The sequence below is a fragment of the Nostoc sp. DSM 114160 genome, assembly GCF_053470305.1.
This window is the reverse complement of sequence record NZ_JBPFGO010000003.1, coordinates 679,913-705,665: the sequence shown is the minus strand read 5'-3', so window position 1 is coordinate 705,665 and position 25,753 is coordinate 679,913. Positions and strand designations below refer to the sequence as shown.

Below are 25,753 nucleotides of genomic sequence, written 5' to 3'. Positions count from 1 at the left end.
TTGCTTCGCTCCAATTCAAAATTGCACATTCTTCAAGGTTTGTACCTTTAATTACGAATTACGTTAGCGTAGCGGGGCGTAGCCCATTACGAATTACGAATTACGAATTACGAATTATTTAGTCATCTCCCCATTCCTTTCGCGACTAACACTGTCACATCATCCCGGTCTCGGTTAAAGTCTCGGTATAGCACGCCTGCAATCAGGCTGGGATGTTTTTGCATCAAGCCTGGATAGCGATCGATCTGCCACTTAGAGCTTAATCCGTCAGAATGCATAATTAAAATTCCGTTGGCATACCAGGGATAGCTAAACTCTTGAATTTTGCGGATTTCATGTCCCACCGTGCCATTGTGAGATAGCAGATGGCGGTGCTCAGTAAAGGAGAAAATGCTGGCAGCGATGTTGCCAATGCCAGCAAAGCGGACAGACTGTTGCTCAAAGTCGATTTCGGCAATGGCGAGTGCTGCGCCTCGCGTACTTCGCAAGGCGGCGTGGGCAGCTTCGACGATCGCCCCCGGAGAACGATGAATGTGTTCTTGAAACATTCTTACGGCTGCGGAAGCAGCAGAAGCCGCCGCAGGGTCCATGCCCTAAACCATCAGCTACTAGCAACAGGTTACGGCAACTATCGACTTCTGATGCCCAGGTATCTCCTGAAACATCTTCTCCTCTTTTGGGCAAACAGATCGCTCCAATTTCTAAAAACTTTTCAGGTTGATGGGGTGCTGGGTTTAGCCAGAGGTGAGCCAAGAGCGCTGTTCCTTGGTTGGGAATGGAGTAAATTTCCAAGAAACCAGAAAGGCGACGAATTGCACCCATACCATTACCCAAGGTTCCGGCTGTGGAAAAGCCATCTTGCAAACACTCATCCACATCGACCATTCCCCGCCCTTTATCTAGCGCTAAGATTTCAATGCCAATTTTGGAATTTTCCTTGAGCGATCGCAGCAGTACAACTCCGCCGTGGGCGTGCTGCACCAAATTGTTCGCAATTTCTGTCGCCACAATCCCAACCTTGCCCCGTTCTATTTCCTGAAAACCGAGCCGAGTTGCTAAAGCCATCGCTACCCGTCTGGCTTCTCCAGTCTGGCTAGATTCAGTAATTGTGACGGTGACAGATTCTCTCATTTTATTTCCATCGTACAATGATTATCCGTGTTCCTTCTCCCACCGCAGACTGAATCTCAAACTCGTTGGCAAGTCGTTTCGCACCACCCAGCCCCATACCTAACCCGTTGCCTGTGGTGAATCCATCCTTGAGCGCCAGTTCGATATCGGAAATTCCCGGCCCCCGATCTTCAAAGGTCAGTCGGAGTCCTCGTCGTCGCCCTTCCTGAAGCGTTTCTAGTTTGACTGTGCCGCCCCCTCCGTAGTCTAGGGTATTGCGGGCTAACTCACTGGCGGCGGTAACAATTTTAGTTTGGTCTACTAAGCCAAAGCCTATTTCCACGGCCATCTGGCGCACAGACTGCCGAACTAAAACTACATCTGTAGAAGATTGAATCTCGATGGTTTCAGTCTTCTGCATCATCATCTGCACGCCATTTAGTGGCAGTGATTTGATTTGTGGTTCCATTGAGTGACGATCGCAACAATGCCATCCCCTTTTCGATGTTTAAAGCAGTGCGAATCCCCGTCAGCGACAACCCCAATTCCACTAAGGTAATTGCCACAGCAGGCTGCATCCCGACGACAACTGTCTCAGCATCCAGCACCCGTGACATTCTGGCAATGTTGGCTAAAACCCTACCAATGAAGGAATCAACAATCTCTAATCCGGAAATATCGATCAGGACACCGCGAGCGTGGGTTTGAGTGATGCGGTTAGTCAAGTCTTCCTGTAGCATGATGGCGAGGCGATCGTGCATATCTACCTGGATTGTCACAAGTAGAAAATTGCCCATTTTAAGTATAGGAATGCTTTCCATTGCTTTCTTCCAGTTATTTGGATTGAGAGCGGGTAATGGTCGTTCCCAACCGTTTTAGCGCCGTGAGGAAGGCATCGGCTAAGGTTGCTTTTGTGACTACATTTGTCAAATCAATGCCGAGATAAACGATTGTTTGGGCAATTTGAGGGCGAATGCCACTAATCATACAATCGGCTCCCATGAGACGGGCGGCGGTAACTGTCTTGAGCAGATGTTGAGCAGTCAGGGTATCGACGGTGGGAACCCCGGTAATATCAATGATGGCAACTTCTGACTCTGTTTCGACAATCTTCTGCAATAACGATTCCATCATCATTTGAGTCCGGGCACTATCTAGAGTGCCGATAATCGGCAATGCCAAAATTCCCTCCCAAAGTTTCACCACTGGCGTAGACAGTTCCATTAACTCTTCCTGCTGCCGCAAAATCACCTCTTCCCGTGTCTTTTGATACATTTCAATTGTCAGCAATCCTAGCCGATCCAGTAAGTTTGTAGCTAGCCATATTTGTTCACCCAACTCAATGGGGTCTTTCAATTGCTGACGCATTCGCTTGAAGAGGGGTTGCTTGAACGAAAAGACGAATGTAGCCGTTTCTGAGGGTGTGAAACCATTTTGCGATCGCGATCGAGAAATGCTGTTGAGCATCTCCCGCATTTCCTGCCACTGCGCTGCCTGAATATTGGTAAAGTTGCCCCGCCCAACGGCAATCCGAAACAAACTCAGGAATTCTCGGCACTCTTCCTTTAGCTGTGCTTCTTTAATCAAGCCTCTGCGAATATTCACAGTGGCTAGTTCCTGAGTCCACTCCGACAGCAAGTCTGCCTCGAAGGTTTCTAATATCTCTGATATCTTACTTTCGCTCATCGTTTCTTTGAGGGCAACCGCTTTCATTAGTTCAAAATCAGTGTATGACGATTCAGCCCAAGGTGAAAGCGATGATTACAAAAAGCCTAAAAGCCTAAAAGCTTGCTAGATATGAAGTGCAATAAATTGAGCAGACATAGAGCGATGCCTGGGTTGGGCTACGCCTACGCTAATATTGATCGAGGATCGGCAAAAAAGTTACAAAAAAATGCGATCGTTTAAAAAAAAGTGTATTTTGACTCCTAAATTCTGACCGTGGCAATTTTAGATTCCAGATTTTCATTTAATCCAAAATCTAAAATCTAATACCAATTTAATGTGAAGTTCCATATATCTTGATCCCCCTAAATCCCCCTTAAAAAGGGGGACTTTGATAGATGTTTTTCCGGTTCCCCCCTTAAAAAGGGGGACTTTGATAGATGTTTTTCCGGTTCCCCCCTTATTAAGGGGGGCTAGGGGGGATCGAATTATATGCAGCTTCATAAAAAATTGGTATAAAATCTAAAATTGGTTGACTCCTGCTGTATTTAATGCAAATTTCGAGACTGTGGTTGAATGGGAAGCGGAGAACGAGAAGGTACTTTATCCCGCCATAGGAGCAAAGGAATACAGAAAAATCCCAAAAGAATTACAACTCCAGCCATTATCCAAACCATTAACCTATTTGGTCTATAGTTCCCTGTTTCAATTTGCCAGAAAACTTGGTTGTATCGCCACGCAGCTAAGGCAATAGTCGAAATTCCAAAAATTACCAAAGCAATACCCAAATTTTCCGAGCTAGATAATGGACTTACCGGAGGTTCTTGTTGAGTAATAGTAATATTCAACTGGCGCAGAAATATACCAAATCGCGCGATCGCAAAACCAAAGCCAATCAATGCAATAGAAGTGCGTAACCAAGCCAGAAATGTCCGTTCGTTGGCTTGATGTTCCCTTTGACGGTCAATTTTCGGTATTTTATCCATAATGTAGCTGTCTGACGCCAAGTTCCTCTTTAAAAGTATTCGTAATATTGATGAAGTTTCGTAAAAGTCTAATCTAAAAGTGTCCTTAGATTTTGGGAAAACTCATTCTATATCTATAAAAATCTTTACTATGCTTGATGACAACGATTTTGCATTAGCTTCGGCTGTTGAAACTTCGGTTGTGGTGCTTGAGGAGCTATCTTTGCATCCTCAGCCAGAAGTTCGTGAGGCTGTAGCTAAAAATCCGAATACGCCTACTGAAGTGTTGCTGAAATTAGGTAAGGAGTTTCCAGACGCAATTACGGCGAACCCGATTTTCAATCTTTTGCTGCTGGAAAATCCTGAGAGTCATTTCGTTAGACTCTCTTTAGCGCGTAGCACAACAACTAGTGAAAGTGCGATCGCTCAGTTATCCAAAATCGAGGATAAGGAAATTCTTTGTGCTGTGGCTGGAAATCCAAAGACACCTCTTCACATCCTGGAACGACTTGTAGTAGAAGGCCCGCCTCTTTTCTGCGATCACGAAAATGCTGATGAATCTGATTTTGATGGACTCTTTACCGCGATCGCTCAAAATTTGAATACTTCTGAATCGTTATTGCTTCAACTAGCCGAGGATGGAAGCTGGAATATCAAAATAGCGATCGCTGAGAACCCCAAAACACCCTTATCTCTGCTAAATAAGTTTGCAGATTGGAGAGATTCTTCGATGCATCAAGCAATTGCTCGAAATCCTCAAGCACCAAGCGCAATATTGGAAAAACTACTGGGAGAAAATACCCAAGAAATTCGCGATCTGGTCAAGAGCCATCCAAATGTATCAGAAACTGCGATCGCCATCATCAATTTTATCGAGGGAAAACCTGGAACATCCATCGACTTGCTAGAGCGGTTAGCTAGCGATCGACGAGCCTCTGTCCGGCTATTGGTTGCAGCTCATTCCTTAACCCCTGCAAAGGTTTTAGAAAAACTCGCGCAGGATACAGATGAAGATGTACCCTTCAAAGCCGCAAGCCATCCCAATGCAACCTCTACCGTTCTAGAGTTTTTTGCAGAGTTCTTGGTTAAGCAACGTCAGCGAGTCTCGCCAATTAATGGAGCCAAAATTCGACAGTATAAAGAAAGTGCGCTTGAATTGCTAAAACGTTCTGACATCACGCCAAAAGTGTTAGAAAATCTGTTGCAGATGAATGAATATATTGTAGTGGATGCGATCGCATTGTCTTTGAAAACACCACCCACTATGTTGCTTGCACTTATAGACTATCAAGCTAAATTTGTAAGCACTGATTTTTTCAGAAATCTCGCTAAAAACCCCAATACACCCTCAGATGGGCTGGAGAAGCTTTATCTAAAAATAAACCAAACGCAACATGCAAATACGATTGATGGTCTAGGCGCTATCGCTGCTCATCCCAATACCCCCGTCTATTTGCTAGAACAATTAGCAATTCATGCCGACTACAGTATTCGGGCAAATGTAGCCACAAATATCAATACACCGATTTCAATTTTGGAGCGGTTAAGCAATGATTCGCAAGGCAGGGTTAGTAGGTTTGCAAAACAGGCGCTGAAGGCAAGAGCTTGATTTCAGCACTGTTTTTGTAAAGATCAACACAGTCCAAGGCTGGCTCTGAGAAAATCCCAAGCGATGCCAGAATCTTTACAATACAGGACTTACGCACTGAAAACTTGAAAGCTTGATCCCCCCTAGCCTTTCTGGGGCAGGTTTTTTTGATTAGACAAATTTTTGGGATTTTAAAACCAAAACCATTGTCTGAGAACTTAAAACTACGTTCAATAATTGAGAACATTCTCAACTATTTATCGAAAGCCTAAAAGCCTGCCCTTGAAAGTCCCCCCTAGCCCCCCTTAAAAAGGGGGGAATCTTAAAAGCCCCCTTTTTAAGGGGGTTGGGGGATCTCTTCTGCGTAAGTCCTACAATAGTAAATAAGGTAAAGATATATATCAGAGTCAAAATCAATGGCACTATTCGGATTTGGCAAAAAGTCAGTTATGCCCACACCTGAAGAAGCTTTGTCAGGAAGGGCACAATCTATGTCAGTACCCGCCGCTCATTATGTCAATAAGAATCCCTTACAACCTCCTTTTCCCGATGGATTAGAGAAGGCAATTTTTGGCTTGGGCTGTTTTTGGGGTGCAGAACGCAAATTCTGGCAACTTAAAGGAGTTTACACCACCGCAGTCGGTTATGCTGCTGGGTTAACACCCAACCCCACTTATGAAGAGGTATGTAGTGGGCGAACCGGTCACAATGAAGTGGTGTTGGTTGTGTTCGATCCCAAAGTGATTAGTTATGCCGAACTGCTGAAAGTCTTTTGGGAAAGCCACAATCCCACCCAAGGGATGCGCCAAGGTAATGATGTTGGCACTCAATACCGTTCGGGAATTTATGTATATTCCGAAAATCAAAAGCAGCTAGCAGAAGCATCGCGGGAAGCTTATCAGCAAGCCCTCAACAGCGCAGGTTATGGCAAGATTACTACAGAAATCTTGGATGCGCCTGAATTCTACTACGCCGAAGCTTACCATCAGCAATACCTGGCTAAAAATCCCAACGGGTATTGTGGTTTAGGCGGGACAAACGTATCTTGTCCCGTGGGTGTAGTTGAATCGCAAGTTAGCGGTTAGAAATGGAATTGGTGGGGTAGTCAACTTAAGGTGAGTTCGACGAACCTCTCCCTGCCTTGAACTAAAGTTCAAGTCTGTCCCTCTCCGACTCGGAGAGGGACAGGTTTTGTGTCGTTAAGAATATTTGTAGTTGGATGGAGCAAAGCGCAACCCAACATATATATCAGGATGTTGGGTTACGTAAAGCCTCCAACGCCACTTACCTCGTTCCCAGTCTCCGACTGGGAATGCTTGTCTTTGAGGCTCCGCCTCTCAAACTCGCGGCAGAGCCGCTTTTGAGTTGCATTTCCAGCCTCCGCCTGGAAACGAGGTTTTAAAGGAGTTTTTGCTTAAGTTGACACCAATAAACGCAGTGGCTCCCCAACCTACAATTTTTTTGCAACATTTTAGCCTTGACACGCCACTACAAAATTACGAATTACGAATTAAATGAGCTAGGTGCTTTAACACTTTGACAACAGTATGTAGGTCATCCCCACGATTTAGTGACAGTGTGTAAGATAATGCATATCTCGGTGTATCCTGTTTAGTCATCTTAATAAATTGAAATTCCCGACCATTGATTACAAAACCATAAATAGGTTTATCATTACCAGCATTAGCCAACATATAAGCTAATGCTTGAGGAATTCCTACTTCCAAAGAATAATCTACTCGTTTTGCCTCAATAACCAAAACCCAAAATGGAGGATGGAACACCAATATGTCAATACGTCCTCTGATAATTGTGCCTTCGTCTTCTGAAGAGATTTTTACCTCTTGTTCTGAGGCAATGTAGAAAGGCGGTTGATAAAAACCTGCTAGACGCAATAGTGGAGATAGCACCACCATTTTGACTACAGGTTCTAAAATAGGATATTTCGATAGATGCAAATATTCTGCCTTGACTTCGTTGAGAGATTGCTTTTCTAAGTCACTCAACTCAGGTAAATCATGCCGCCATTCTGAAAAAAAATCTTCGTTGTCTGCAAGTTGTAAGCCAAATTCATCAATTAGTTGGGCTAGGGTGATATCTTTTCCTTGAATAATTTGAACCATTTGCTGAACCCTTATACATAATCTGCCTAAGAAATCTTCGCTTGATATTTACGCAAAAGACTGCCTTAAAATACAGATTTCAGCAAAGCGATCGCTCGCACCCATAACATAATACTAATGGGCGCTCCAAGTAGAATACCAGCGATCGCCCACCCTCTTTGATGGGCTTTGAATTGTTCAATACTGCGCCACTGCCTACTTTTCCAAGCCCATTCATTGCCTTTTGCACCAAGTGCGATCGCCATTATCCACCAGGCATTAGGTACAAAACAGAATAAACCATACCACACTTGATTCGGCCACATCCACAACCAAGGCATCAGAAAAGCACCCCAATTCCAACCAAGAATTTCCTCTGGAACTGTTTCATTCTGATTATTGATCCCACACCCAGAATTGTTGATTATTTCTTTTAGCGGCAAAAGCTGATTCTTATTTGGAGATTTGACAGTCAGTCCCGATTTGAGGGCATTCAGCGCAACGCTAGCACTAGTAAATCTTTGTTCGGGAGCGGGTTCTATCAACTTTTGTAGCCAACTGACAAAACTGGGACTGAGGTTAACTCGGTCTGTAAATTGTAGTCGCAAATCCTGCTGGGGTAAATCAGAGGGAGAAGTCCCAGTGAGCAAATGAATCAAAGTCGCTCCCAGTGCATATAAGTCTGAAGCCGCAACCGCCCGACCACCAAATTGTTCCATTGGGGCATAACCATAAGTACCGACAACGGTAAAAGTAGCGCCTTCTCTTGCCGCTTTATCTTGAACTGCGCCAAAATCAACTAAATAAATCTGATTATCTTCGCCCCAGATTAAATTGCTTGGTTTAATATCTCTATGCAACACTCCAGGATTCAATTCATGTAGATAGATAAGAATATTTAAAACCTCAACAGCAATTTTTCTGGCTCGCTTTTCACTAAACCTTTTGCCAACAGCAAGTTTATCCTTAAGCGACTCACCAGGGATATATTCTTGGATTAAGCCAAACCAAAGTGTGCGATCGTCGATACAAAAATAATCTATATATCGAGGGATGCGGGGATGATTTATTGTTTTAAGGATTTGTGCTTCCCTCTCAAAAAGTTTTAGGTCATCCCACTGTACAGTACCGCCAAAGGCCAAAAGTTTGACCACAACGGTCGAATTTTCGCCATCAGAGGCTTGTAAATCCAATGCTTGCCAAGTTTGACGAATTCCATTGTTGCCGAGTTGGCGCTGGATTTGATAACGATCTTGTAATATTTGTTCTGGTTGCAGCATCTGACACCTGCTGGCAATTTACGTTGATCTGATTCCCTTATATTCAAGGATAGTCATTATCTACAAAAACTGGGAGAGCCAGATAATTTATTGAAAGCAGTTGAAGATTCCAACTTTGAGGTTCTCTAGAACATTAGTGCGAATTATTGTTCGCATATACTATAAACATCATAGTAGAAAAGTCATGAAACAACGAAGTAGCAAGAGTTTCAGACTAGACTTTATTCTCAATAACTTAATATTAGTGACAATAAATCATGAGAGAATAGGGCTTTGGGCTAGGGGTATAGTAAGCGATCGCTCAATCAAGGAGATAACGGGAAAAGTCAGATTGAAGAATTTGCTCAAAATCAAAATAGACATCCAGGCATAATTATTGGTCGCTTACATTATGACAAATTAGTTCCCCATAAAAATTTGAGACAGTTACTCGTTAAAATTAGCCCCGTTTTAGGTGATTCTACAGATAATTTTTGCGATAGTAAGCTTGATATTCTTCAGACAGCAGAGGTTCCCACCAATCACGATGATTGAGATACCATTCAACTGTTAAACGTAAACCCTCAGCAATTGTTACTGAAGGCGTCCAACCAAGCTGAGTTTTAATTTTGTTCGCGTTAATTGCATATCTCCTGTCGTGTCCCTGTCTATCTTTGACAAAAGTAATCAACTGCTTGGCTGGATATACTGGTAAATCAGGTGCTAATTCATCCATCATTTGACATAAAAGTTGGACGAGGTTAATATTTTCCACCTCATTATTGCCACCAATATTGTATGTTTCTCCTGGTTGACCATGATTGATTACCACATCTAAAGCACGGCAATGATCGCCTACATAAAGCCAATCTCGGACATTTTTACCATCACCATAAACAGGTAATGGTTTCCCGATCAAAGTGTTGATACACATCAAGGGAATAAGCTTTTCGGGAAACTGATAAGGGCCGTAATTATTAGAGCAATTTGTGATAATAGTTGGAAGTTGATAAGTATGAAAATAAGCACGGACTAAATGATCGCTACCAGCTTTGGAAGCTGAATAGGGACTATTGGGAGCATAGGGTGTGGTTTCACAAAAAGCTGGGTCATCTGCACCCAGGCTACCGTAAACTTCATCAGTAGAAACGTGCAGGAAACGATAATCAGATGGTTGTGCTTTCGCTTCCCAATGTTGTCGAAAAGCTTCCAGCAGAGTGAAAGTTCCCACCACATTAGTTTGTACAAAAGCAGCTGGCCCAAGAATCGAACGATCAACATGAGATTCAGCGGCAAAATGGGCGATGGTATCAATATTTTCCGTTGATAATAGATTGTCTATGGTGGTGCGATCGCAAATATCCCCCTGCACAAACCGAAAATTCTCTTTTCCCTCAAAGGGCGCCAAATTCAGACGATTTCCCGCGTAGGTAAGCGCATCCAACACCACCACGCGATCGCCTGGATAAACCTGACACCAATGATGGACAAAATTTGCCCCAATAAACCCCGCACCCCCAGTAACTAATAACCGCCGATTCATTCAATTTCCTCTCTTCTCTCTGTGTTTTCAGTGTCTCAGCGGTAGCCTGCGACAAGCCTCTACACGTCTACGTTTCCATTACTTAAAATATTTCTTCTTCAACTTTCCGTATATCTTCTGAGCAAGTAATTTCGCCATCCGTGTTTTCGTCAAACTCTTAATATTAGATGGCTGCTGAATCTTGTGATCGAAAAAATCATTTAACTCATCCACAATAATTTGGAAACGCTTAATAATATTTTCAGTCCGATGCTCAACCAAAAAATCTTCAGATAAGTTAAAAACTACTGAAGATTCAATCACCTTCATAATCCGTTGGACATCATACTCTTGGGAATATCCAGCGATTTTATAACAATTAAATCCAGGATCTAAGTAATCAGCTAGTCCACCGTTGACACTAGAAAATACTTGACAGCCACAAGCGAGAGCTTCCATTGGTTGTAGACCAAATCCTTCACTAACGCGCTGTTGTGCCCAGTACTCAGCAGAATCATAGAGGTAAACCTTAGCTCGGTTGAATAGTCCAGGTAGATCCTCTATGTATGAGTCAACAACCAATACTTTACAACGTTTTTGCAACGCTGGAATCAATTCTTTAATTAAATATTCTGAAGACTTCCGAGCTTGAACTAAAACATCAATATCCCGTTCCAACCCTAAATTTTGAAACTCATCAGAGATTTGATTGGGCAAATAATAAATCAGAGAATTGGGTGATTTTTCTCCCCAATATCCCATTGTATAGCGGCTAACAGTTATGATTGGAATACTTGCAGGTAGCCTAAATGAATAACCTGGACTATGTGCATGGTAAACGATATTGTATTGCTTAAGTTTCGCCACGAGTTGAGGTATATCAAATCCCCAACTGATCGCAAAAATTACATCATTTAAATTTTTCTCTTTTAGCAAATCATCAATAAAAAGCTTATCTTTTTCCCTTTGACGGTAAGTTACAACATCAGCACTACAGAAATTCTGAGCTAGATTAAGTGCTTTTAACTCAGCCCAAAGACCACCACAGGCAAATTTGCTATCTGTACCGGGAAGTAAGAAGTAAAGTTTTCTCATAATTTTTTTAGGGCATTGGGTATTGGGCATTGGGAATTGGGAAAGAGGAGGCAGGGGTCAGAAGTTCTAAAATGTTTGAATACTTCGACTACGCTCAGTACAAGTTTTGAATTTTGAATTTTGAATTTTGAATTTTGAATTGATTTCTCCTCTACCCCTCTGCCCTTTTCATTCTTGCCAGCCTACTTTAACAAAATGTGCCTCACGCCCCCAAACATCGCGTGTACGAGTAATATTTTCAATTGCTAGGTTAAAAGGAATGGCAGTTGTTAGGTAACGCTGTGCCATAGAACCTAAATCAGGTGCGATTTCCGCGGCTGTCGTCGCTGCTAATCCTAAACCTATAAGTTGCTCAATTGGTCGAAATGGTAGCAACAGATGCACACCTACAGCTAGTCCAGCTGTTAAGAGCATTGCTACTGACAAATTTGTGCCACAACGGGGATGTACAGCCAAATCCCATTCTCCACTGGTGATGCGATGTCGAGCAAGTGCGATCGCACGCCGCAAATCACTAATATTTACTTCACCGTAGAGGTAAAATCCCCGATCGGTAGATAAACCGCCTAATAGTTCATTATCTAGTTGAACGTTAGTGGCTTGTCCTGTAGCAGGATAGGCGTTTTTTGATTCGCTAAGAACCCAAACCGTAGCATGTTCTAAAGCATGAACCTGCCGCAGCATCAAAATTTCTTTCAACCCTGGAATAAACGATAACTGTCTGAGTAAGTCGGCATCTTGTGTAGGTTGCGGAAAGTCTGAAAATCGATCTTCAAGACTCGGAACTTTCTCAGATACAGGTATCGTAAAACCAAAGTTAAAAAATTCAAAGGGAGACGAGCTACCCTGAAAAGAAGCGGAAGTATTCATTGGAACACTACTCCCAATGCCGATGGGGCAACATAGATTTCTTTCAAATGTAACGCTTGCACTACTGAATTGTTGCTAATTTTTGTAGATGATTGTTTTGTTAGGGTATGGGGCATGGGGCATGGGGCATGGGGCATTAGACCTCTTGGCATTTGTGCTTTTTGCACTCTTAGGGAAAAGGGTAAAGGTTAAAGGGGAAAGGGACTTTTGCAGTACCTTTTCCCCCGCCCCTTATCCCCAGAGGGGGCCCCACCTTCCCCCTGCCCCTTATCCCGACAAATGCCAAGAAGTCTATTGTAGATGCTTCTCCCTAATCCCCAGTCCTATATCTGTTCTGCTGAATTTGAGAAGGAATTCCGATCTTTTTAGTTTCCGAGTCCGAGGGGTCAGCTGGCTCCACTTACATAAACTCCGGCTGAGTGAAGGACTCGGAACTTTTGGTAGAGTGTTCACACTGAAAACTTAGGCGTAAGGAGGGGAACAATCAGTAAAACTCAAAATTGGCTTGTAATTTACTAGACTAAAGCAATTAAGCTTCTACTAGTAAATTAGTTTATTCAATCTGGTTAGGCAGAGTACAGCAATTGACATCATTCAAACAGACTTTGCCCCACTGTAAAGCCCAGCGGACAAGGGCTACTCGATTATCTGTCTCAGTCTTGGTGAGAATATTACTGATATGGTTATCAACTGTACGCTTGCTAATCTCCAGTTTTGCTGCAATCTCTTGGTTAGTTAAGCCAGCGGCTACTAAGTCGATAATTTGCAGTTCTCTGTCTGACAGACTAACGGGGGTCTCAGACTTGCCACCAGCCATGACTATTTCTATCCTCCCTTGGTATATGTACTTAATCGCTCTTTCTAATTCTAGAAGATTCTTTTCTTGGTAGGGGTTTCAAGTGTTAGCAGTAATATGATTGTCAATATTTTCTTTGGATTTCAAGTTGCTAAAAATCTAAACCACGCTAAATCTCATGTAATAAATATAGCTTATTTTGACAAATATATTGTCTAAGCACTGAGATAAAAAAGCGAGAATTAGAAGCATATACACGCTATATAAGTAGTAAAAATTGCTATTTAATTCTATGAAGGACTGGCGACAGATTAGCAAAAACTATTGTAGATTTTATACTGTAAATTCCTAATCCCAAATCGAAATCTAAAATTGAAAATGAGATGAGCAATCCTCGTGTTTTGTGCCTTGGTGAAATTTTGTTTGATTGTTTAGCCGATCAATTAGGGCTAAAGCTGGAAGAAGTGAAATCTTGGACTCCTTACCCAGGAGGGGCACCAGCTAATGTAGCCTGTGCTTTAGTCAAGCTGGGAATGTCAGCGGGATTTATCGGAGCTGTTGGCGAAGATGAACCAGGAAATGCACTGGTCAAGCTATTACAAGATGTAGGTGTAGAGACTACGGGAGTACAACGTCATCCCACAGCACCAACGCGGCAAGTTTATGTTACACGGGATCTGGCTGGCGATCGCACCTTTGCCGGATTTGGTCAGTACGATACCGCAGAATTTGCCGATACTCGCTTGCAAGCTAAACAATTGTCAGATTCGCTGTTTCAAGAAGCAGATTTTCTGGTTTTGGGTACTTTGGAATTAGCCTATCCTGAAAGTGAAGCGGCAATTCACCGCGCTTTAGAGTTAGCAGAACATTACGACTTAAAAATTGTGCTGGATGTCAACTGGCGTCCTGTATTTTGGAAAGAGCCAAACATCGCCCATCAAAAAATTCCAGAATTATTTAAGCGAGTTGATTTCCTCAAACTCTCCAAAGAAGAAGCTGAATGGCTATTTGAAACCGCAGATCCCGGAGCCATTACTTATCGTCTAGCTTCGATTGAGGGGGTACTGGTGACAGATGGGGAAAACGGCTGCACTTATTGTCTGGGTGAGAACGAAGGCAAATTACCCTCGTTTTCTATCCCTGTAGTTGATACAACTGGTGCGGGAGATAGCTTTTTAGCAGGATTCATCCATCAACTGAGTAAGTATGGTATCCACAGCTTGCGGGATGCAGAAACAGCAAAACGCATTGTCACTTATGCCAGCGCTGTTGGGGCACTGACTACTATTAAACCAGGTGCGATCGCTTCTCAACCTACTGCTGATGAAGTCGAAGCTTTTCTCGCCACACATCAACTCTAGGAACTAGCATCAGCCACTGGGATATCAGCCTTTAGTAGCTGATACTCCAGACTAGAAAATGTAAAAAAATCTTCATACCATTCTGCGATCGTATTAAGCAATAAACGCAGTTGAAGAATTTTTAGTATTAGGTTAATGCACTCAATTTTTCCTTTTAGAAGTTTTGAATTATCCTCAGTAGACTTCTTGCAGAAGTGGGTTAAAAGGGAAAGGATGGAATTTTCTCTTACCCTTTAACCTTTCACATGCACCCCAACGTCAAGACAAAAGTTACTTTTGCAAAATATCTAGTGCATCAGAGAAATACACTTAGGTCAGATAGATTTTAAAATTCGTTATACCAATTTGAAAAATGATTGCAACAGATGGATTCACACCAAGCCAGACGCACGAAGGCAATTCCAAATCCAAAATCGTTCGACTGAACTTGTCCTGAGTTTCGACACTTCGACTGCGCTCAGTGCATCGCTGTGCGGTAATCGAGCGAAGTCGAGATTCAACTACCGCGTAGCCGTTGGCGTGGTCACTGAGCGTAGTCGAAGTGCAGCCTCTCGTAGAGAAGGGCGCAGCCGAAGTTTAAAATCCAAAATCTAAAATGGTATTAGCTAAATACAGCAGAATTCAGGAGTAAAACACGCTTTCTATCTGCGTAACAGACGAATCGTTGTGTACCTCACTTTATTTGAAATCTGCTGTATAACAGTTCACCCATTTGTAATTGATTAATCCGTTCAATTGTACAAATAGGAAGGTGTCGCAGTCTATGCACAAAAAATATGAAATCTTTACACTTTTATTATCTGCATAAATAGTAATACTGATATCTATAAGTGAATAGAAAGTGTAAGTGAATAGAAAGCATAGATTAGCTTAAGGAATTGGTGAAGCATTATGAAAAACATCACAAAATGGCTTTTGGGCTTGGCGATTGTTCCTGCAAGTTTGGTATTGGCATCTAGTCATGTTAAAGCCAGTCAAATTGCTGGTGAGTGGTTCTTTGGTCTTTGGGATTGTAATATTGACGGTAGACCAGCAAAAATGCAGTGGAAAGTAGTTGATGACCCACAAACTAGTTGTAATGGTAATGTTTGCTCTACTACTTCTGGTGTCCGTCTCGTCGGACGGTTTAGTGATAATGGTAGTGCGTGGGTTCCTCTAGGAAAACGTTTTTCCAGCAGACAAAAACAGGATTTAGGTATTCGTTATTTAGGTACAGAGCAAGATAACTGGTATCTCAAATACAACAGTCGTACTAAAATAGCAGATGGTTGGACGACATGGCGGGGTAAGCGCTATCCGCTACAATGTCGTAATCGCAGATAAACATTTGCTATGCAAAATATGTAAATAAGCGATCGCTAAGTTTGAGTACTAAACACGCCAGCGCTACATTTTTATCAGCTAGTACTTTAGTTTGTCTTAGCTTGCTGCCACAGAGTATCAACAGTTACAAACTTATAACCTTGTTGTAGCAGTTGCGGAATGAGAATTTGAATTGTGGCAGCAACATCTTCTCCACCGCAAGCACCATCGTGCAAAACAATTATTGAACCATTTTTGACCTGCTCCATAATTCGCTGTACCACAGTGGTGACACCTGGTCGCACCCAGTCTTCAGGTACAACGCTCCACATAACTGGGCGGTAATTCCACTGAGAAAACAATTTTAAAGTAGCAGGTGTAAATAAACCATTGGGGGGACGGACATCTCGCACTTGTTGAGGTTGCAGGTTGCAGGCTTTATAAATGGCAGCTTGGGTTTTTTCTAAACTGTCCTTCAAGTCATTTGGGGAAAGCATGGGAAAAGAGCGATGATCGTAGCCATGCAATCCGATCCAGTGTCCGCGATCGCTAACGGCTTTAGCAATAGCTGGTGAACGGTTGACGCAAACACCCAACCAAAAAAAACTCGCTGTAATCTTGTAACGATCTAACACTGCCAAGACTTCGGGTGTGTATTGCGGATGTGGCCCATCATCAAATGTGAGTGCGATCGTTTTAGAACCGGGATTTCCAGCCCAAAGGCAGTTGGGAAAACTCGGCTGGAGAATGCGGTAGAAAATTGGGAAGAGGGGAGCTAGCTGCATAAAGTTTTTTCTTTTTTCCGTAATCTTGCCTAACTAAACTGATTACTTAATATGTGGCTGTTAAGCGTGATTCGCACACTTAACAGTCTTATATCTAGAACTTACACGCTGTATAAATAGACAATTATATGAATTAGCCCTCCTTCTAATATTAAGAAGTTTTCCCTTGTTCCTATTTGCAAGTTGGAAATATAGTTTCCACTCACGATCTATTCCTGCCTAGTAGTTCGCTTTCCCCAAAATTGCGCTTGTGGAGGTCGGCGCTTGTGCAGGGGAGCAGAGGAGAGATTTGTACAAGTTCTTTCCCCCCTGCCCCTTTGCACCTCTGCCCAAGAGCTTGCCACCACGCAAAGTTTGTGTGGCGAAGCACTAGCTGACTCAACTTATTTTTTTAGTTATCAGATCGACAGGAAATATCGCAGTCATAAAAGTAGGTGGAAAAGAAAATTACAGCCTTATTCACATAATTGTCTTTTTGGCAAATTGTAAGTCCTGATATTAACAATTACTCTTTATTCAGGATAAACTCTCATGGCAATTAATTTTTCCGGAACTAATGGCAATGATGTTATCTTCGGCAGTAGTGACAACGATACCCTCAGAGGCTTGGATGGTGATGACAAACTATTTGGTGGTAATGGCGATGACTTCATTGATGGTGGCTTTGGTTTTGACACCATTGATGGTGGTGCTGGAACTGATACGACATCTTATGCTTTCTTCTCTGGTCCAATTGATGCCAATCTCTCCACTGGTGTAGTTAGGTTTCCGGGAAATTCTCCTCTCACCGATACCTTAGTCAGCATTGAGAATTTAATCGGTACAGCTGGCAACGATACGATTGTTGGTAATGATGCCAATAATGTTCTCAGTGGTGGAGCGGGTAATGACTTCATCGATGGTGGCTTTGGTTTTGACACCATTGATGGTGGTGCTGGAACTGATACCACATCTTACGCTTTCTTCTCTGGTCCAATTGATGCCAATCTCTCCACTGGTGTAGTTAGGTTTCCAGGAAATTCTCCTCTCACCGATACCTTAGTCGGCATTGAGAATTTAATCGGTACAGCTGGCAACGATACGATTGTTGGTAATGATGCCAATAATGTTCTCAGTGGTGGAGCGGGTAATGACTTCATTGATGGTGGCTTTGGTTTTGACACCATTGATGGTGGTGCTGGAACTGATACGACATCTTACGCTTTCTTCTCTGGTCCAATTGATGCCAATCTCTCCACTGGTGTAGTTAGGTTTCCAGGAAATTCTCCTCTCACCGATACCTTAGTCAGCATTGAGAATTTAATCGGTACAGCTGGCAACGATACGATTGTTGGTAATGATGCCAATAATGTTCTCAGTGGTGGAGCGGGTAATGACTTCATTGATGGTGGCTTTGGTTTTGACACCATTGATGGTGGTGCTGGAACTGATACGACATCTTATGCTTTCTTCTCTGGTCCAATTGATGCCAATCTCTCCACTGGTGTAGTTAGGTTTCCGGGAAATTCTCCTCTCACCGATACCTTAGTCAGCATTGAGAATTTAATCGGTACAGCTGGCAACGATACGATTGTTGGTAATGATGCCAATAATGTTCTCAGTGGTGGAGCGGGTAATGACTTCATCGATGGTGGCTTTGGTTTTGACACCATTGATGGTGGTGCTGGAACTGATACCACATCTTACGCTTTCTTCTCTGGTCCAATTGATGCCAATCTCTCCACTGGTGTAGTTAGGTTTCCGGGAAATTCTCCTCTCACCGATACCTTAGTCAGCATTGAGAATTTAATCGGTACAGCTGGCAACGATACGATTGTTGGTAATGATGCCAATAATGTTCTCAGTGGTGGAGCGGGTAATGACTTCATCGTTGGTGGTTATGGCAGTGACGTACTCACAGGTGGTGCTGGTGCAGATAAGTTTGTCTTCAATAGCAAATTCGAGGGTATCGATATCATCAAAGACTTCGAGTGGAGAGAGGGTGACAAAATCCAGATTTCCAAGTCTGCATTTGGTGCTAGCTCTAACAGCCAGTTCAGCTACAACAGCACTAATGGTAGCTTATTCTTCGCAGGGGATCAATTCGCCACCATTGAGAACAAACCTTCTGGCTTCTCAGTTAATCTAGATGTTGTGCTGGTATAAATCTTTTCCTTTTATTCCATATCTTTATACTTCGGCTAATTAACTTGAAAAAGGTAGGGATACGATCGCATCCCTACCTTTTTTGGTTATCTTTAAGTTCAAACATCAGAGCGATCGCTTTGGTCTGTCAATGCTTTATTTTGTAACAAAATCTGTAACAGCAATGCTATTTTACCTAGTACTCGTCTAAATTGATGAGAAATCTACGGGGAATCCCTGAATAAAAGGGTAATGTTGCTCAAAGATATACGAGATTATCAAATACTATTTCTCGGCTTGTTCCTAGTCTTGGGAATCAGTACACGAGATTGGACGCTGCGACCAGAATTGATTGGGGTAGCGATCGCCACTTGTTTTACAACTCAATGGATATTGTCATTAGTCACTTGTACTGAGCGACTCGTACCGAGCGGAGCCGAGGTAAGTCGAAGTATTGGTCATTGGTCATTAGCAAATGACATAGACGCGCTAGCGGCTTCCCGCAGGGTAGGACAAATGACAAATGACAAAAAACAAATGCCGAATCTTCGCAGTGCTTTAATTACCTCACTGGGACTAAGTTTACTGTTACGGGCTGACCACTGGACAACAATGGCAATAGCCGCAGCAATTGCGATCGCTAGCAAATTTATCTTCCGAGTCGGCGATAAGCATTTCTTCAATCCTGCCAATTTTGGCATTATATCTGCCTTGATTCTCACCCCCGATGCTTGGGTTTCACCAGGACAATGGGGTGAAGAATGGTGGTATGGGCTATTATTTCTGGGTACTGGCGGCATGATTTTGCAGCGCATCGGTCGCTGGGACACCACAGCAGCTTTTTTAGGTTCCTACTCTTTGCTAGAAGCCATTCGCAATTTCTGGCTGGGTTGGACTTGGGATGTTTACTGGCATCGATTGATGAGTGGATCTTTGCTGCTGTTCGCCCTATTTATGATTACCGATCCGCGATCGATTCCCAATTCCCGAATTGGGCGTGTAGTTTGGGCAATTTGCATCGCTGGATTAACTTTTATCCTGCGAAATTATTTCTTTGTTTCCACAGCAGTTTTCTGGGCGCTATTTGCCCTTGCACCGTTGAGCATCCTCCTAGATGGTTTCTGGTTAGCCCCAAGGTTTACTTGGCAAGAGAAAGATGAGGAAGTAGGAGTAGAACTCCTAACTCCTAACTCTTGTACAGACGCGATTAATCGCGTCTCTACTCTTAACTCAGCACTAAAAAAGTAGAGGTATAAAATAATGAAATTTTTTCGGCTTTTAACACCATTATTATTAGCAATTGTAGCTGTTTTATGCTTTGCACCCGCAGCTTGGGCATTTTGTGGATTTTATGTAGCCAAAGCTGATACAAAACTGTATAACAAAGCTTCTCAGGTGGTTATAGCACGGGATGGCGATCGCACTGTTATGACAATGGCAAACGATTTTCAAGGCGAAGTCAAAGATTTTGCAATGGTAGTACCAGTGCCAACGGTGCTGCAAAAAGAGCAAGTTCGTGTCACCGAACCGAAGATTATCGAGCGGCTAGATGCTTTTAGTGCGCCGCGATTGGTTGAATATTTCGACCCAGATCCTTGTGCCCCAGTGTACGATAGAGAGTTATCAGCAGCACCAGCGCCAGCAGCACCGAGAAGTGAGGCGGGGAATGCAAGGGGCGATGCTAGTTTGGGTGTGACGGTTGAAGCACGTTTTAACGTTGGCGAATACGACATTTTGATCCTCAGTGCGAAAGAATCTGGTGGACTGGAAACTTGGCTTAAACGCAATAGCTACAAAATCCCCAGAGGTGCGAAACAGTTACTTCAGCCTTATATTCGCTCCTCAATGAAATTCTTTGTTGCCAAAGTCAACTTAGATAAATTCGAGCAATCTGGCTACCAGTTTCTCCGTCCGCTACAAATTTCTTATCAATCACCTAAATTCATGCTGCCAATTCGTTTGGGCATGATCAATGCTACGACAGAGCAGGATTTAATTGTCTACATTCTCTCGCCCCAAGGACAAGCAGAAATCACTAACTATCGGACGGTCAAAATTCCCTCCGACGCGAACATTCCTTTATTTGTCAAAGATGAATTTGGTGAATTCTACAAATCCATGTTTCAAACTGTCTACACCAAAGAAGACAGAAAAGTTGGTTTTTTAGAATACGCTTGGGATATGGGTAGTTGCGATCCTTGTTCTGCTGAACCCCTGACTCCAGAAGAACTCAAGCAAGCAGGTGTATTTTGGCTAGATGATCATTCTACAAGCAATGTGCCAGTACCACCTAGTTTTCGTCGTCCCTCTCCTAGTAGTAACGTCTTTATCTCTCGATTGCATGTTCGCTATACCCGCGACAAATTCCCTGAAGATTTGATATTTCAACAAACTGCCAACAGTGAATCTTTTCAAGGACGCTATGTTTTGCAACATCCGTTCCAAGGGGAACTCAAATGTCAGGCTGGTAGAGAATATAAGCAGTCTTTACCGAAACGTTTTGAACAAGAGGCGCAAACTCTAGCTAAACTAACCAACTGGAAAATCCAAGACATTCGCAACAAAATGAAGTTGAGTGTAGGTAATCTGCGATATTCTTGGTGGGAAAATGTCCTATCCTGGCTGGGATTATATTAAGGAGAGTGGAGAGTGGGGATTCAGAAGGCAGAAGGCAGGAGGCAGAAGGCAGAAGGCAGAAGGCAACCCACCCTTAAAAGAGTGGGATTGAAACAAGGACGTTTTATACCTCGCTGCAAGCAGTCTCGGTATAATTATCAGTTTTAACTGAGCTTTATACCCTGCAACTTTAGTTTTAATTGATACTCCTGAACTTCAGCATAGCTGCCCTCTGCCCTCTGCCTTTCTAGTAAGGTTAATTCAAAAAATACTCCTCACATTGGCTATCTATGATTACCTAGACAGGTTTTATAAAATCGGGCAAGTCGTTTCGTAGAGAGCGTCCGCAGGAGACAGGAAGAAAGAGGATTTTAGCCTACTTTACTTTTATTAACATAGTTTGATTTTTTCCACTCCTTCTACTTATCTTGACGAAAGGTAATTCTTCAGGTGTTGTTATACGCAATACTAAGATATTCTTGCTTTCTTCGCCAAGATTGTCATGGTTCAATTCGATGAACAGCTACGCCGCTTAGTTACAGAAGCCTGTGGACACCAACCTGGAAGCCCTCAGCGTCAGAAGCTGCTCACGCAAATTATTCGCTTGACAGCAAATAGACTCTGGAGGGAAACTACTCCCTACTATCAAGACGCACTACAACAAACTTGGTTGTATTTTTGTCGCAATGTTTGTGAAGGTTTGACAGGTCAAATCTACGATCCAAATTATGGCAGTGTGATCACCTGGCTGAATGCTTACCTAAAACGGAGACTACAAGACTTTTACCTTAAGCAGAACCGAGAACAAGCCACAACAGTCCCTTTGAGAATTCGTCAGTCTACATCCGGTGGAACAAGTGAAACTATCGATCCTGTAGATAACCTACAAGCTACCCCCCAAGCACCTCCGATTTTGGAAGAGTTGGAGATATGGGCGAAGACAGATTCGGATGGGGAACTGCGCGGTACTTACATTAAAGGGCGTCCAGATGTGAATTGTCAGGTGTTAATTCTCAAACGCTTACCCCCAGAAGTTAGCTGGAAAGATTTATCTGAGGAATTTAGGTTGTCAATTCCGACATTAAGCAGTTTTTATCAACGCCAATGTTTACCGCGTTTGCGTAAGTTTGCAGAATTGGAGGGATTATTATGATCGGTGCTGTTAGCAAATAGCTAGGGTTGAGCTAGTGCTGAGTCAGAAGTAGTACTGATGAATCTTCCCATTTTCAGCCGAGGTATTCATCTAACATCTTGAGGACTTACGCAACTGGCACAGTGCGATCGCAATTTTATAGTACATAAGTACTGCGAAGAGGGCGTTTAGGTGGTTGGTTGTTGCTGGAATTAAATTGACACCAATGCACTGCCTCCTGCCCTACCTCCTTCAAGAAACTTGTATATCTTGTAGCTTTGCTACCATTTCTGCACGCGCCGAAACCTTCAACTTCCGAAACATCCTCTTTAAAGCTTGTTTGACAGAATTTTGCGTAATCCAAAGTTTTTCTCCAATTTCTGCATTCGTTAACCCCTGTGCCACTAACTCGGCAATTTCTAACTCACGCGCTGTCAAAGGACTAACTAAAAGGGAATTGGATATTTTGGGTTTTGTGCGTAGGGTTGCCATTTTTGCTGACAAATGAATGCATAAAGCGCTCAAGTCAGCTAAATCGTTACCATTAAAAGCAGGATTTCCCTTGTCACGTGCCAAGTTAAGGGTTCCGACAAGACGACCATCGCAAACAATTGGCCCGGTCATCACGTGTTCGTGGTCGGAACGCGAACAAAAATGCTTCCAGTCTCCTGGCGATAATAATAACTGTTCGTGGGCGGGAGCATGACGCTCAACCACATAGCGTCCCACTGGATTGCTCTCTAAGCATACTGCTGGAATGCCTGAAAGATTAATCTCAGTGGTTGGCTGCTCATCAAGAAGATAAATACCCCAATTTTGCACGCCAAAATGCTCGCTAATTTTATCCGTGAGAGCGAGTCTTAACTCTTGCTCATTCTGGACATTAGCGATCGCATGAAATACAGCGTGTAGAGAATTAGCCATAAGTGTACCCAGTTGGGGACTATCCAAGCCTCAACAATTACTTCTATGCTAATACCAAGGAAACTAAAACGCTAATTACAGTAGCGACTAGGAGAAGCACATGACAGTTACACAACTCTCTGCTCAGGAACTTTTCCGGGCTGCTTATGAAAACCGCTATACTTGGGACAAAAATTTCCCTGGTTATACTGCAAATATTACCTATAAGCATGATGATAAAGTGTTTACAGGCAAAGTTATCATCAGTGCCAATCTCAAAGCCGAAGTTTTGGATGTAGATGATGAGTCAGCCCAGAAAGCAATTCATGGTCAAGCCTGGGAGATAGCAATTCACCGCGTCCGCCGCAGCTTTGAAGACACTCACAGCGCCAATACGTTTAGTTATGGTAAAACTGACGAAACAGGTGCAGTTGAGCTTTTAATGGGTGGTAAGGCTGAGGGCGATAAATACAAAGTCCGCAATAATGAAGTCTGCCATGTTCACCGTCTAATCCACGGGACTTACGTTACCATTGACACCTTCAGCAGTCACGACACTGGCGAAGGCTACTTGTCTCACCGCTATGACTCTGTGTACCACGACCCCAAAACTGGGGAACAAAAAGGCGGTAGAAGCGAATTTGTTGATGAGTATGAAAAAGTTGGCGACTATTTCATCCTAAATCGTCGGGAGATTCGCACCGAGACAGCAGGACAATTTTCTACTCAGGAATTTATTTTCTCTGACATTAAATTGTTGGAACCTGTTGCTGCTTAAGCTGTATTCTGTAATCCAAAAATTAGCGATCGCTCTTGAGTTAAAGGGAGCGATCGCTTTTATTTTTTGTGGATTCCATGCGTAGCTGTAGCCCATCCTAGACATCGCTCAATCACGTTAAGATACTTAATTAGGTGTTCCTAATAAGCGTGGTAATTTACTTATGAGTCAACTTGAAAATATTCAAGCTGAGTACGAAAAGTTTCCTGAAGCATTTGAGAGTGTAATTATTAGCACTGTGAGCGCACAGGCAATACCCAATGCTAGTTATGCTCCCTTCGTAATGGATGATTCTAAAAATATCTACATTTACGTCAGTGGTCTTTCGATTCATACCAAAAATCTCTATGCCAATCCTCATGTTAGTGTCTTGTTTATCGAGGATGAAGCTAAAAGTAATCTAATTTTTGCCCGTCGTCGTTTGAGTTTTGATTGTACGGCAACTTTGATAGAGCGTGAAACTGATAAGTGGAATCAAATTGTTGAGCAATTTCAAGGGCGGTTTGGTGAAATTATCGAGGTTTTGCGTGGCTTGTCTGACTTTCGGATTTTCCGGCTAACCCCAAGTGAAGGTCGTTTTGTAGTTGGTTTTGGGGGAGCATATCATATTAGTGGTGATAACCTTCATCAACTTGTTCAAATCACAGGAGATGCCGAGAAAAAACAAGGGTAAATTATGAATGGGGCGTAGTCCATTCTGACTCCTGTTAGCGGATAGCTAAGGTTTAGCCCATTCTGACTTCTGAATTTTGCTATATATTGATTCATCAAATCTTCTCCTAATTCTTTAGCTATTCAGACTGATGTATTTTGACTCCTGAATTAGTTTGACTGTAGGCAAATTCAAATAAACTAAACTTTTTAATTTTATGCTTCAGTTTCAACCTCCTGGCTTTGGGCATAAAGTCATCCATACATTCTTGGGAGCAATGGTTTACTATACCCAAACGAATGCACCTTGGACGATTGCTGACACTGAAGATTTACCTCCACTACTATTTCTCCATAACTTTGGTGGGGGAGCGTCTGCCTATGAATGGTCTAAAGTTTACCCGGCTTTTGCCTCTAATTACCACATTTTAGCCCCCGATTTAATCGGCTGGGGAGAGTCGGCCCATCCAGTGCGGGATTATAAAATTAGGGATTATCTCAGCACGATCGCAGAGTTTATCATCCAAACTTGTCGCCAGCCGGTGACGGTTGTAGCCTCATCTCTCACAGCTGCTTTTGCTATTCGCCTAGCTATTGTCCAACCCAATTTATTCAAAACACTGTTTTTGGTTTCCCCCTCTGGATTTGATGATTTTGGGCAGGGTGCTGGACGCAGACTTCCGCTTTCGGTAATCAATGCGCCTCTGTTGGACAATTTTATTTACATGCTTGGTGCTGAAAATGAAATTGCAGTCCGAAATTTTTTACAAAGTTTTCTCTTTGCTAAGTCACAACGAGTATCTCAAGAGATGGTGGAGGCTTATTTAACCTCGGCACAACAACCTAATGCCAAGTTTGCTGCTTTAGCATTTTTGCGAGGCGATCTTTACTTCGATCTGAGTTTATATATCCAACAACTGACAGTTCCCACCGTCATTTTTTGGGGAGAAAAAGCACAATTTACCGACATCAAATTAGGACAACGCTTGGCAAATTTAAATCCAAGAGCAATTCGAGATTTTTATGCGATCGCAGATACCGGAATATTACCTCATTTGGAAATACCAGAAGTTTTCATTGGTTTATTGCAGCGGTATCTTGGGTAAGTGGAGAGATGGGGAGCGGGGTG

The 25,753-nt window shown here is 42.8% G+C and carries 25 protein-coding genes; 11 read left to right on the top strand and 14 right to left on the bottom strand.

All coding sequences use genetic code 11. The features are described from left to right. Positions 1-122: 122 nt before the first annotated feature. The 6 genes from NSTCB13_RS28250 to NSTCB13_RS28225 form a co-directional block, all read right to left on the bottom strand. Entirely contained in the window at positions 123-548 is a 426-nt protein-coding gene (locus tag NSTCB13_RS28250; protein ID WP_448274572.1) for a SpoIIE family protein phosphatase, read from the bottom strand. Then, entirely contained in the window at positions 439-1,131 is a 693-nt protein-coding gene (locus NSTCB13_RS28245; RefSeq protein ID WP_448274571.1) for an anti-sigma regulatory factor, read from the bottom strand. Before NSTCB13_RS28245 ends, NSTCB13_RS28250 begins: the two co-directional genes overlap by 110 nt. A 1-nt stretch (position 1,132) precedes the next feature. Further along, complete coding sequence (locus NSTCB13_RS28240) at positions 1,133-1,579, bottom strand: anti-sigma regulatory factor (protein WP_445627058.1); 447 nt, start codon at positions 1,577-1,579, stop codon at positions 1,133-1,135. After that, positions 1,518-1,931 (bottom strand): STAS domain-containing protein, encoded by a 414-nt coding sequence (locus tag NSTCB13_RS28235; RefSeq protein ID WP_445627059.1) that lies wholly within the window; start codon positions 1,929-1,931, stop codon positions 1,518-1,520. The genes NSTCB13_RS28240 and NSTCB13_RS28235 overlap by 62 nt, the downstream gene beginning before the upstream one ends. A 13-nt stretch (positions 1,932-1,944) precedes the next feature. Then, positions 1,945-2,823: an STAS domain-containing protein gene (locus NSTCB13_RS28230; protein ID WP_445627060.1), complete on the bottom strand. Its 879-nt coding sequence runs from the start codon at positions 2,821-2,823 to the stop codon at positions 1,945-1,947. Between the two features lie 500 nt (positions 2,824-3,323). Next, complete coding sequence (locus NSTCB13_RS28225; protein ID WP_448274570.1) at positions 3,324-3,761, bottom strand: YidH family protein; 438 nt, start codon at positions 3,759-3,761, stop codon at positions 3,324-3,326. A gap of 130 nt (positions 3,762-3,891) precedes the next feature. On the opposite strand from NSTCB13_RS28225, the gene NSTCB13_RS28220 reads away from it, so the two are divergent. Together NSTCB13_RS28220 and msrA are read left to right on the top strand one after the other, a co-directional pair. Beyond that, positions 3,892-5,349: a hypothetical protein gene (locus NSTCB13_RS28220; protein ID WP_448274569.1), complete on the top strand. Its 1,458-nt coding sequence runs from the start codon at positions 3,892-3,894 to the stop codon at positions 5,347-5,349. 395 nt (positions 5,350-5,744) lie between these two features. Next, positions 5,745-6,413 carry a peptide-methionine (S)-S-oxide reductase MsrA gene (gene msrA, locus NSTCB13_RS28215; protein WP_448274568.1) on the top strand — a complete coding sequence of 223 codons (669 nt, stop codon included), beginning with the start codon at positions 5,745-5,747 and terminating at the stop codon, positions 6,411-6,413. A gap of 411 nt (positions 6,414-6,824) precedes the next feature. Here the strand turns inward: msrA and NSTCB13_RS28210 are convergent, their stop codons facing one another. The 6 genes from NSTCB13_RS28210 to pedR all read right to left on the bottom strand — a co-directional run bounded on the left by NSTCB13_RS28210 (position 6,825) and on the right by pedR (position 12,993). After that, positions 6,825-7,451: a type I restriction endonuclease gene (locus NSTCB13_RS28210; protein WP_448274567.1), complete on the bottom strand. Its 627-nt coding sequence runs from the start codon at positions 7,449-7,451 to the stop codon at positions 6,825-6,827. Between the two features lie 65 nt (positions 7,452-7,516). Continuing rightward, complete coding sequence (locus NSTCB13_RS28205; protein WP_448274566.1) at positions 7,517-8,710, bottom strand: serine/threonine protein kinase; 1,194 nt, start codon at positions 8,708-8,710, stop codon at positions 7,517-7,519. Positions 8,711-9,170: 460 nt separating this feature from the next. After that, the gene (gene rfbB / locus NSTCB13_RS28200) at positions 9,171-10,232 is read right to left on the bottom strand and encodes a dTDP-glucose 4,6-dehydratase (protein ID WP_448274565.1); all 1,062 of its coding nucleotides are present in this window, start codon (positions 10,230-10,232) and stop codon (positions 9,171-9,173) included. Between the two features lie 78 nt (positions 10,233-10,310). After that, complete coding sequence (locus tag NSTCB13_RS28195; protein WP_448274564.1) at positions 10,311-11,306, bottom strand: glycosyltransferase; 996 nt, start codon at positions 11,304-11,306, stop codon at positions 10,311-10,313. A 168-nt stretch (positions 11,307-11,474) separates the two neighbouring features. After that, positions 11,475-12,176, bottom strand: coding sequence for a DUF6391 domain-containing protein (locus NSTCB13_RS28190; RefSeq protein ID WP_445627067.1), 702 nt, complete (start codon positions 12,174-12,176; stop codon positions 11,475-11,477). A gap of 553 nt (positions 12,177-12,729) precedes the next feature. Then, positions 12,730-12,993: a photosynthetic electron transport-dependent transcriptional regulator PedR gene (gene pedR, locus NSTCB13_RS28185; RefSeq protein WP_292870113.1), complete on the bottom strand. Its 264-nt coding sequence runs from the start codon at positions 12,991-12,993 to the stop codon at positions 12,730-12,732. 362 nt (positions 12,994-13,355) lie between these two features. On the opposite strand from pedR, the gene NSTCB13_RS28180 reads away from it, so the two are divergent. Beyond that, complete coding sequence (locus tag NSTCB13_RS28180) at positions 13,356-14,333, top strand: carbohydrate kinase family protein (RefSeq protein WP_448274563.1); 978 nt, start codon at positions 13,356-13,358, stop codon at positions 14,331-14,333. Positions 14,334-15,224: 891 nt separating this feature from the next. Then, the gene (locus tag NSTCB13_RS28175; protein WP_448266056.1) at positions 15,225-15,656 is read left to right on the top strand and encodes a DUF6006 family protein; all 432 of its coding nucleotides are present in this window, start codon (positions 15,225-15,227) and stop codon (positions 15,654-15,656) included. Positions 15,657-15,742: 86 nt separating this feature from the next. Here NSTCB13_RS28175 and NSTCB13_RS28170 read toward each other — a convergent pair whose 3' ends face one another. After that, the gene (locus NSTCB13_RS28170) at positions 15,743-16,420 is read right to left on the bottom strand and encodes a polysaccharide deacetylase family protein (RefSeq protein ID WP_448266055.1); all 678 of its coding nucleotides are present in this window, start codon (positions 16,418-16,420) and stop codon (positions 15,743-15,745) included. 531 nt (positions 16,421-16,951) lie between these two features. Between NSTCB13_RS28170 and NSTCB13_RS28165 the strand changes: the two genes are divergently transcribed. The 4 genes from NSTCB13_RS28165 to NSTCB13_RS28150 all read left to right on the top strand — a co-directional run bounded on the left by NSTCB13_RS28165 (position 16,952) and on the right by NSTCB13_RS28150 (position 22,313). Further along, complete coding sequence (locus NSTCB13_RS28165; protein ID WP_448274562.1) at positions 16,952-18,565, top strand: calcium-binding protein; 1,614 nt, start codon at positions 16,952-16,954, stop codon at positions 18,563-18,565. A gap of 231 nt (positions 18,566-18,796) precedes the next feature. After that, the gene (locus tag NSTCB13_RS28160; RefSeq protein ID WP_448266053.1) at positions 18,797-19,792 is read left to right on the top strand and encodes an RnfABCDGE type electron transport complex subunit D; all 996 of its coding nucleotides are present in this window, start codon (positions 18,797-18,799) and stop codon (positions 19,790-19,792) included. Between the two features lie 12 nt (positions 19,793-19,804). Next, positions 19,805-21,181: a DUF2330 domain-containing protein gene (locus NSTCB13_RS28155; protein WP_448274561.1), complete on the top strand. Its 1,377-nt coding sequence runs from the start codon at positions 19,805-19,807 to the stop codon at positions 21,179-21,181. A 481-nt stretch (positions 21,182-21,662) separates the two neighbouring features. Next, positions 21,663-22,313: a sigma-70 family RNA polymerase sigma factor gene (locus NSTCB13_RS28150; RefSeq protein WP_322688123.1), complete on the top strand. Its 651-nt coding sequence runs from the start codon at positions 21,663-21,665 to the stop codon at positions 22,311-22,313. A 231-nt stretch (positions 22,314-22,544) separates the two neighbouring features. On the opposite strand, the gene NSTCB13_RS28145 is transcribed toward NSTCB13_RS28150, so the two are convergent. Then, the gene (locus NSTCB13_RS28145) at positions 22,545-23,216 is read right to left on the bottom strand and encodes a LuxR C-terminal-related transcriptional regulator (protein ID WP_322694953.1); all 672 of its coding nucleotides are present in this window, start codon (positions 23,214-23,216) and stop codon (positions 22,545-22,547) included. A 100-nt stretch (positions 23,217-23,316) separates the two neighbouring features. Between NSTCB13_RS28145 and NSTCB13_RS28140 the strand changes: the two genes are divergently transcribed. The 3 genes from NSTCB13_RS28140 to NSTCB13_RS28130 all read left to right on the top strand — a co-directional run bounded on the left by NSTCB13_RS28140 (position 23,317) and on the right by NSTCB13_RS28130 (position 25,730). After that, positions 23,317-23,973, top strand: coding sequence for a DUF3386 domain-containing protein (locus tag NSTCB13_RS28140; RefSeq protein WP_448266051.1), 657 nt, complete (start codon positions 23,317-23,319; stop codon positions 23,971-23,973). Positions 23,974-24,136: 163 nt separating this feature from the next. Continuing rightward, the gene (locus tag NSTCB13_RS28135; RefSeq protein WP_445627075.1) at positions 24,137-24,646 is read left to right on the top strand and encodes a HugZ family pyridoxamine 5'-phosphate oxidase; all 510 of its coding nucleotides are present in this window, start codon (positions 24,137-24,139) and stop codon (positions 24,644-24,646) included. Between the two features lie 196 nt (positions 24,647-24,842). Beyond that, complete coding sequence (locus NSTCB13_RS28130) at positions 24,843-25,730, top strand: alpha/beta fold hydrolase (protein WP_445627076.1); 888 nt, start codon at positions 24,843-24,845, stop codon at positions 25,728-25,730. The last annotated feature ends 23 nt before the right edge of the window (positions 25,731-25,753 follow it).